The sequence below is a fragment of the Shewanella sp. MBTL60-007 genome (assembly GCF_019654915.1).
Taxonomy (GTDB): domain Bacteria; phylum Pseudomonadota; class Gammaproteobacteria; order Enterobacterales; family Shewanellaceae; genus Shewanella.
The window spans coordinates 1-315 of record NZ_BPET01000211.1 but is presented as its reverse complement, the minus strand read 5'-3'; the positions used below and the strand labels follow the sequence as shown (position 1 = coordinate 315).

The 315-nt window shown below is 40.3% G+C and carries 1 rRNA gene; it reads right to left on the bottom strand.

Annotation, left to right across the window (positions count from 1 at the left end):
• Positions 1 to 230: 230 nt before the first annotated feature.
• Positions 231 to 315 (bottom strand): 16S ribosomal RNA (locus tag K5Q92_RS24100); the annotation flags it as partial.

Below are 315 nucleotides of genomic sequence, written 5' to 3'. Positions count from 1 at the left end.
AATTTTTACTTAAGACCGTTAAGTCTTAAGCCAAGACACTTAATGTTAAGTGTTTTGAGAACTCAATTTTTAATTTCGCAATAATCGTTACGATTATTACTATCAGCTTTCCAAATTTTTAAAGAACAACATCACTGCGACAAGGCAGGATGGGTTTGCTCAACTCTCTTTCGAGAAAAGAACAAGCAATCTGTGTGAACACTCAACAACTATCAAGTTAGTCGTATAGGTAAGGAGGTGATCCAGCCCCAGGTTCCCCTAGGGCTACCTTGTTACGACTTCACCCCAGTCATGAACCACACCGTGGTAAACGCC